Source organism: Herbaspirillum sp. UBA812 (assembly GCF_002296545.1).
Classification (GTDB): Bacteria; Pseudomonadota; Gammaproteobacteria; order Burkholderiales; family Burkholderiaceae_D; genus Herbaspirillum; species Herbaspirillum huttiense.
Genome location: NZ_DBIC01000290.1, coordinates 1 through 6,467, shown reverse-complemented (window position 1 = coordinate 6,467; position 6,467 = coordinate 1). Strand labels below are relative to the sequence as shown.

The window sequence follows — 6,467 nt, the reverse complement described above, 5'->3', positions numbered from 1 at the left end:
AACGGTCCGTACCGGCGGCTCCGGCATCGGCCGCGGCGAACGGATCCTGAAGATCTGATCGACCGCGCCAGCAGTACGCATCACACACACATACATACATTCAAATTCGAGTTACTCGGAACATAGGAAAAAATCATGAAAGTTTTCTACGACAAAGACGCAGACCTGTCCCTGATCAAGAACAAGAACGTGACCATCATCGGTTACGGTTCGCAAGGCCATGCCCACGCCCTGAACCTGAAGGATTCCGGCGTCAAGGTGACCGTCGGCCTGCGCAAGGGTGGCGCTTCGTGGAACAAGGCTGAACAGGCTGGCCTGAAGGTCGCCGAAGTCAACGACGCGGTCAAGGATGCCGACGTCATCATGATCCTGCTGCCGGACGAAAACATCGGCCAGGTCTATGCAGAAAACGTCGCTCCCTTCGCCAAGCAAGGCGCGACCGTGGCCTTCGCGCACGGCTTCAACATCCACTATGGCCAAGTCGTGCCGCGCGCTGACCTGGACATCATCATGATCGCCCCCAAGGCCCCCGGCCACACCGTGCGTTCGACCTACAGCCAGGGTGGCGGCGTGCCGCACCTGATCGCCGTGCACCAGGATAAGTCCGGCTCGGCCCGTGACCTGGCCCTGTCGTACGCCACCGCCAACGGCGGCGGCCGTGCCGGCATCATCGAAACCAACTTCCGCGAAGAAACCGAAACCGACCTGTTCGGCGAACAAGCCGTGCTGTGCGGCGGTACCGTGGAACTGATCAAGGCCGGTTTCGAAACCCTGGTCGAAGCTGGCTACGCGCCGGAAATGGCCTACTTCGAGTGCCTGCACGAACTCAAGCTGATCGTCGACCTGATCTATGAAGGCGGTATCGCCAACATGAACTACTCGATCTCCAACAACGCCGAATACGGCGAGTACGTGACCGGCCCGCGCGTGATCAACGCCGAGAGCAAGGCTGCCATGAAGAAGGTCCTGGAAGACATCCAGACCGGCGAATACGCCAAGAGCTTCATCCTGGAAAACAAGGCCGGTGCACCGACCCTCATGTCGCGTCGTCGTATCAACGCCGAACACCAGATCGAAATCGTGGGCGAGAAGCTGCGCGCCATGATGCCCTGGATCAAGGCCAACAAGCTGGTCGACCAGACCAAGAACTGATCTGCCGCTACAAGCTGCAATCGAGAAAAACGCCACGGTTCGCCGTGGCGTTTTTTTTGGTCCGTGGGCCAGGGAAGGGTGATGGAATTGTCATTGTGTTACGCCTTGTTGCACTTGGCCAAGAACCATTCCGTGCTGGCGGTCGTCGAAGTGCAGGGTTGATGCTTTCGATATGAAGCTATCATCACCCCGTCACCGACCAAGAATAAAGAGGATCCCTTATGACACCTTCCCGCAAACTGATGCTGGGTGCCGTCCTGGCGACCGCCTGTATCGCTGCACAATCTCAGGCGCAGACCGCCATGAGCGCGCCGGCCCCGGTCCCGACCACCGGCACCATGGTCGTGGTGCCGGCCAATGGCGAGATCAGCGTGCCGAATGACCAGGCACGCGTCACCCTGCAAGTCGAAGAGCAGGACAAGGACAAGGCCGCTGCCGCCTCCCGCGTGAACCAGAAGATGAAGCAGGGCATTGACCTGCTCAAGCGCCAGGACCCGCAAGCGGCATTGAAGAGCTACGGCTATTACACCTACGCGGTCTATGCAGAACCGCCGCAAGTCACGCCGCAACAGCCCCGCCAGCCAGCCAAGGCGCGGCAAGTCGTGGGATGGCGCGTCGGCCAGTATCTGGAGATGACCACCGAGAACCTGGCCGCGCTGCCCAAGACCGTCTCTTCGGCCCAGGCCCTGATGAGCCTGAACGGCCTGCAATTCGGCCTGAGCCCGGCGGCCGCCAAGAAGCTGGATGCCACGCTGGTCAACGCCACCTACCGCAACCTGGAAGAGCGCATCGGCTTCATCGCCAATGCCATGCATCGCGCCCCGTCGGATGCCGTGATTGAAACCGTGGACTTCGAAGGCTCGGGCAACTATGCCGCGCCGGCTCCCGCCCCGATGATGGCCAAGGCCATGCGTGCCGACATGGTCCAGGAAAGCACGACGGTGGCCGAGCCCAGCTTCGAGCCGGGTGAGTCCACCGTGAGCATGCGCCTGGTGGGCAAGGTGCGCTTCAAGTAAGTGAACACGCCGGACTGTTCGCGCCGGACAGTTCATATCAAGAATCGTCAACCCGCTCGGGTCGGCAGGGAAGGGAGGCTATAATCGGCCTCCCTTTCCGTTTCAAGAAGATCATCTCATCATGCGGACCATCACCAAGCTGCTGCTGCCTCTCTTCACCGCACTGGTGGCCAGCACGGCGCATGCCGACATTTGTGCCGACCTGCGAGCCATCCACCAGCAGTCGCAATCGCACTTCGACGGCTGGAAGAAAGACGGCCCCGATGCCGTCATGAAGGGCGACAAGCGCGGCCCTGTCTATCTCTCCAATTTCATGCTGGATGGTGCCGAGAGCTGCGCCATTGCCGACAATTCCTCGGTCTATACCTGCATCTGGCGCTATTCGACGCCAGCGGACATGGGACGTGCCTACCAGCGCCTGGTCAACGATGTGAAGGCTTGTGCACCGCTGGCCAAGGAGCCGCCGGGCATCATCGCCGACGAGCCGCAGGAACGCCGCCAGGGCGACCTGCGCCAGATCACCGAAGTCACCGGCCTGGACTATGCCGATGCCGAAGTGACGATCCTGATCGGACAGATGCAACTGACCGGTCCGCGCGGGCTGGCGCGCAATGAACTCAAGCTGAGTTTCTCCCGCCCGCAGCCGCGCTGAGCCGGTGCCGGGCAATGCCCTGGCCCGGTTCTCGAAAAATTGTCCTGGATGCCCCGAGATGCACCGCCACCGGCCGGATGGCGGCGCATTTCATTGCATTTAACGGGCGCTGGACTAGAATAGGCACGCTTTTACTTTTGAACTTTCCGCGAGTACCGCGCGATCATTGGAGCAACATTGAACAATAACCACTATCCCCATCCCATCATCGCCCGCGAAGGCTGGCCCTTCCTGACCATCGCCGTGGTCGTGGCAGCGCTGGCAACCTATTTCTGCGGCGCCTGGTCCTTCCCGCTGTGGATCATCGCGCTGTTCGTCCTGCAGTTCTTCCGCGATCCGCCGCGGGTGATCCCGCAAGCCGCCAATGCCGTGCTGTCCCCGGCCGATGGCCGTATCGTCGTCGTGGCCCGTGCCCATGACCCCTACACCGACCGCGAAGCCCTGAAGATCAGCGTTTTCATGAACGTCTTCAACGTCCACTCCAACCGTGCCCCGGTGGATGGCAAGATCGAGAAGGTGCAGTACTTCCCCGGCAAGTTCGTCAATGCCGACCTCGACAAGGCCTCGCTGGAAAACGAGCGCAATGCCCTGGCCATCACCACCACCAGCGGTCACAGCGTGACCTGCGTGCAGGTGGCCGGCCTGATCGCGCGCCGCATCCTGTGCTACGTCAAGGCGGGCGACACCCTGGCCCGTGGCCAGCGCTACGGTTTCATCCGCTTCGGTTCGCGCGTGGACGTCTACCTGCCGCTGACGGCCACTCCCAAGGTCACCGTCGGTGAAAAGGTCTCGGCCACCGAAACCATTCTGGCCGAACTCTGATCACACCATGAAGGCCTCACCGTGCCGCGCGCCAGCCTGTGCTTGCAGCGGCGTCACGGATGAGGCCCCGGCGCAGACTGCGTGCTGCGATTTCCGTCCTCCTCACTGATAGACATCGATGCCCACATTACGACGACGCAAGGCCAAAGCCGGCATTCCCTTCCCGAAATCGCTGCGCCGCCCCAAGGCTGCGCAACTGGACGAGGCCGGGCAGGTAGTGGCACGGCGGCGCTCGCGCGGCATCTACCTGTTGCCCAACGCCTTCACCACAGCCGCGCTGTTCTGCGGTTTCTACGCCATCGTGATGGCCATGAACCTGAAGTTCGACTACGCCTCCATCGCCATCTTCGTGGCCATGGTGCTCGACAGCCTGGATGGCCGCGTGGCCCGCATGACCAATACGCAAAGCGAATTCGGCGCCCAGTACGACAGCCTCTCCGACATGGTCTCCTTCGGTGCCGCGCCGGCGCTGGTGGTCTATGAATGGTCGCTGCGCGGCATGGGAAAGCTGGGCTGGCTGGCAGCCTTCGTGTATTGCGCCGGCGGTGCATTGCGCCTGGCTCGCTTCAATACCAACATCGCCGTGGTCGACAAACGCTACTTCCAGGGCTTGCCCAGCCCCGCGGCTGCGGCCCTGGTGGCCGGCTTCGTCTGGCTGATGGATGACCTGCGTTTTGCCGGCACTGACCTGAGCTGGTATGGCTGGGTCATCACCCTCTACGCCGGCATCACCATGGTCACCAATGTGCCGTTCTACAGCTTCAAGGATGTCAACTTCCGCAAGCCGGTGCCCTTCATTGCGGCACTGCTGGTGGTGGTGGCGCTGGTGCTCATTTCCAGCGATCCGTCCAAGGTGCTGTTCGGGCTGTTCGTGCTGTATGGCCTGTCCGGCTATGGCGTCTACATCTGGCGCCGCATCAAGGGCAAGCCGGTCAGTATCGTGCAGACCAAGGATGAGCATGGCGATCTGCCGCACTGATGCCCGTTAAGCTTGACGGAGCATCTTCCCGCATGACAAGAAACACCCGGCCCCGGCCGGGTGTTTTGCATTGCGCCGGGCATCGGCCGGTCAGCGTCGTCAAGTCTGCCTTGCCGAGCAGGGCAGAGTTTCCTAGAATCCCATGGTAAGCGCGTTGCTGCATATCGCGCGTTGATGGTATGAACATGGCGATCACATCCTCTACCTCCACCTTGACCACGCTGGGCAGCCTGGATCCCTACGGCCTGGGTAGCAGCGGCACTTCCAATCCGGTGACTGCAGCCAGCAATCCTGCGGCCGTAGCGCAGGCGGTCGAGCTGTCGTCGGAGGCTTCGGTGATCGTGACTTTGGGCGGCGGGTCCTCCGCCAATTCCGGCCTGACCTACAATGCGGCGGGGCTGTTTGATTCCATCGTCAATGCCGGTTCGTCGGCCGGCACCTCCACCGATCTCACCCAGAACCAGGCCACCCAGAGCTATTACCAGGGGGTGCTGGGCAGCATCGTCACGCCGGGGGCGACTTCGGGCATCTATGATGGCTCAGGCATGTTCGCCGGCGAGGGGCTCAGTTCGCAGCTCTCCCTGCTGCTCAAATCCCAGCCTGATCTGACCGGTTCCATCGTCGAGGACATCGTCAACCAGAACGTGGTCGGCGGCCTGATCTCGACCTTGGCCTGAGGCGGTTCCCCTTCATTCCCTGCAATTCAGTCGGTGATGAGTGCGGCCAGCTGTGCGCATAGCGCGGCATCCTGCGCGCTGCGTTCGCTGACGCGATGATCCACGCCCGGCAGGTCGACGATGCGGCAGTCGCTGGCCGGGCTGGCGTGCTGCCGGATCAGTTCGGCGATCTCGGCCGGGATGACGGCATCCTCGCTGGCGCGGATCAGGGTGAGCCGTCCGCGATAAGCACGGATCATCTGCAGCACTTCGGCATCCCGCCAGCTGTGCGGGCGCCGCAAGGCCGCGCTGAAGGCCGGCCCGAAAGGCAACATGAAAGCGGCACCATCATAGAGCGCACCGACCAGCGTGACGACATGGGTGATTCGGTTCTCCGGCCGGCAGGCCAGGCGCAGGGCGATTTCGCCGCTCATGCTCACGCCCACAACGGTGCGCGGCGAGACGGTGAGGCGGTCCAGCGCGGCTTGTGCTTCGTCCAAACGTTTGGACAGGGAATTGGGCAGCAGGGCACTGCTTTGCCCATGGCCGGAAAAGTCGATGGCGGCACTGGCGCAGCCTCGTGCCGCAAGGGCCTGCCGCAGTGGCCACTGGCGCTGGCGGTCCCCTTGCCCGGCCCCGTGCAGCACCAGTGTATGGACGGGCTGGCCGGGCGCGCTGCGCAGAATATCGGCCGCCAGCGTTTCCGCGCCCGCCGCCAGGGCCAGTTCTTCACGCGGGCAGGGATAGGGCGCGGACACGTTTTCAGTCGTCCGGATGACGGCGTTCGAGGCCTGGCGTGCTGGCGTAATAATGGCGTTTTGCTTCATACATCAGGCTGTCGGCCCGCTGCACGACCTGTTCCAGACGCTCGCCGGGAACGCCGGTAGCCGCGCCCATCGACAGGCTCAGGGGGACACCCGAGTAGTATTGATTGTTCACTTCGACCAGTTTCTGGATCTGGTCCATCAGCAACTGGCAGCCACGCTCGTCGGTGGCAGGCAGCAGGATGGCGAATTCGTCACCGCCGGTGCGCGCCACGCTGCAGGGACGTTCCACCGCCTTGCCCAGCACTTCCCCCACGCGGCGCAGCAGGGTGTCGCCGGTGGCGTGGCCCAGCTCGTCGTTGACGTCCTTCAGGCCGTTGAGATCGGCCACGATCACGCTGACCGGGAAGGGACCCTTGCGCTCCA

The 6,467-nt window shown here is 62.7% G+C and carries 8 protein-coding genes; 6 read left to right on the top strand and 2 right to left on the bottom strand.

Annotation, left to right across the window (positions count from 1 at the left end; all coding sequences use genetic code 11):
• The first annotated feature begins 135 nt into the window (after nucleotides 1-135).
• The 6 genes from ilvC to B3873_RS19905 all read left to right on the top strand — a co-directional run bounded on the left by ilvC (nucleotide 136) and on the right by B3873_RS19905 (nucleotide 5,298).
• Nucleotides 136-1,152, top strand: coding sequence for a ketol-acid reductoisomerase (gene ilvC / locus B3873_RS19930; protein ID WP_034334512.1), 1,017 nt, complete (start codon nucleotides 136-138; stop codon nucleotides 1,150-1,152).
• A 221-nt stretch (nucleotides 1,153-1,373) separates the two neighbouring features.
• Nucleotides 1,374-2,168 carry an SIMPL domain-containing protein gene (locus B3873_RS19925; RefSeq protein ID WP_039786757.1) on the top strand — a complete coding sequence of 265 codons (795 nt, stop codon included), beginning with the start codon at nucleotides 1,374-1,376 and terminating at the stop codon, nucleotides 2,166-2,168.
• Nucleotides 2,169-2,289: 121 nt separating this feature from the next.
• Nucleotides 2,290-2,820, top strand: a complete 531-nt coding sequence (locus B3873_RS19920; RefSeq protein WP_121039130.1) for a vesicle formation protein — start codon at nucleotides 2,290-2,292, stop codon at nucleotides 2,818-2,820.
• A gap of 177 nt (nucleotides 2,821-2,997) precedes the next feature.
• Nucleotides 2,998-3,642 carry a phosphatidylserine decarboxylase gene (locus B3873_RS19915; RefSeq protein WP_013233751.1) on the top strand — a complete coding sequence of 215 codons (645 nt, stop codon included), beginning with the start codon at nucleotides 2,998-3,000 and terminating at the stop codon, nucleotides 3,640-3,642.
• Between the two features lie 118 nt (nucleotides 3,643-3,760).
• Nucleotides 3,761-4,621, top strand: a complete 861-nt coding sequence (gene pssA, locus B3873_RS19910; protein ID WP_121039133.1) for a CDP-diacylglycerol--serine O-phosphatidyltransferase — start codon at nucleotides 3,761-3,763, stop codon at nucleotides 4,619-4,621.
• Nucleotides 4,622-4,806: 185 nt separating this feature from the next.
• Nucleotides 4,807-5,298 (top strand): hypothetical protein, encoded by a 492-nt coding sequence (locus B3873_RS19905; RefSeq protein ID WP_286868518.1) that lies wholly within the window; start codon nucleotides 4,807-4,809, stop codon nucleotides 5,296-5,298.
• A gap of 26 nt (nucleotides 5,299-5,324) precedes the next feature.
• Here the strand turns inward: B3873_RS19905 and B3873_RS19900 are convergent, their stop codons facing one another.
• The gene (locus tag B3873_RS19900; RefSeq protein WP_286868516.1) at nucleotides 5,325-6,035 is read right to left on the bottom strand and encodes an alpha/beta fold hydrolase; all 711 of its coding nucleotides are present in this window, start codon (nucleotides 6,033-6,035) and stop codon (nucleotides 5,325-5,327) included.
• A gap of 4 nt (nucleotides 6,036-6,039) precedes the next feature.
• Nucleotides 6,040-6,467: GGDEF domain-containing protein (locus B3873_RS19895; RefSeq protein WP_286868514.1), on the bottom strand; the 428-nt coding region annotated here is incomplete at its 5' end.